The organism is Gordonibacter pamelaeae 7-10-1-b (assembly GCF_000210055.1).
GTDB lineage: Bacteria > Actinomycetota > Coriobacteriia > Coriobacteriales > Eggerthellaceae > Gordonibacter > Gordonibacter pamelaeae.
Window position 1 is genome coordinate 2,437,077 of the sequence record NC_021021.1, and the last position, 1,237, is coordinate 2,438,313.

General features: G+C 68.0%; 1 protein-coding gene. It reads right to left on the reverse strand.

The genetic code is table 11. The annotated features are described in order from the left end of the window. On the reverse strand, positions 1-1,021 hold a 1,021-nt coding region (locus GPA_RS11370; RefSeq protein ID WP_041239535.1), incomplete at its 3' end, for an HAD-IC family P-type ATPase. Between the last annotated feature and the right edge of the window lie 216 nt (positions 1,022-1,237).

Here is a 1,237-nt window from a genome sequence, read left to right on the forward strand (position 1 = left end):
TCTCGTTCGGGTCGTCGTCCGCCGCGGCGAGCGAGGCCAGCGCCCGGTCCAGCTCGCCCGCGTCGGCGCCCTCTACGGGCACCACGGCCGCCACCTCCATGGCCCCCGTGGTGATGGTGCCCGTCTTGTCCAGGCACAGCGTGTCCACGCGCGCGAGCGTCTCGATGCAGTAGAGCTGCTGCACCAGCACTTTGCTCTTGGCCAGACGCACCACGGCCACGGCCAGCACCGTGGACGTGAGCAGGATGAGCCCCTCGGGGATCATGCCCACGAGCGCCGCCACCGTGGACAGGATGGCCTGGTCCAGCGCCACCCCCTCGCCGCTGAAGAACATGCGCGCGAACAGCAGCGCCCCCACGGGGAAGATAACGCAGCTCACGAACTTGATGATGCTGTTCAGGCTGTTCATGATCTCGGAGTTGACCTTCTTGTGCTGCTTGGCCTCGGCGCTGATCTTCGCCGCGTAGTTCTCGTGGCCCACGTGCACCACCCGGGCGCACACGGTGCCGGCGTTCACGAACGAGCCGCTCATGAGCTCGGCGCCGGGAGCCTTCTTTATGAGGTTGCTCTCGCCGGTGAGCAAGCTCTCGTTCACGTCGGCCTCGCCGGACACCACCACGGCGTCGGCCGGCACCTGGTCGCCGCGGCCGAGCACCACCACGTCGTCGCGCACGATGTCGTGCAGCGCCACCTCCTTGCGCGCGCCGTCGCGGACGACCGTGGCGTGCGAGCCCGCCACGATGCTCAGGCGGTCGGTGGTGATCTTCGAGCGTATCTCCTGCACGATGCCGATAATCACGTTGCTCACGATGACGATCATGAACAGCATGTTCTTGTACGAGCCGGTGAACAGCACGAACACCGCCAAGATCACGTTGATGGCGTTGAACAGCGTGCAGACGTTCTCCCGCACGATCTGGCGCACGGAGCGCGTCTTCACGTCCACGTCGGCGTTCACGTCGCCGCGCGCCACGCGCTCGGCCACCTCCGCGGCGGTCAGCCCCCTGGGTTCCTCGGCCATGCTCTGCTCCCGCTCTCTTACTGGTCCGGCAGACGGCCCATTCGGGAAGCCGCCCGCCCGCTTGCTTGCGCCCATTCTACGGCACCCCCACGCGAAACGGCCTCCGCTTCATCGGGAAGGGAGGCCGTTCACGCGAAACCCTCAAACGCCTGCGACGCGCGCCGGAACCAGGGGCTCCCGCAAGCGCGCCCGACCGGCAGGGGCGCCCGCATCCCG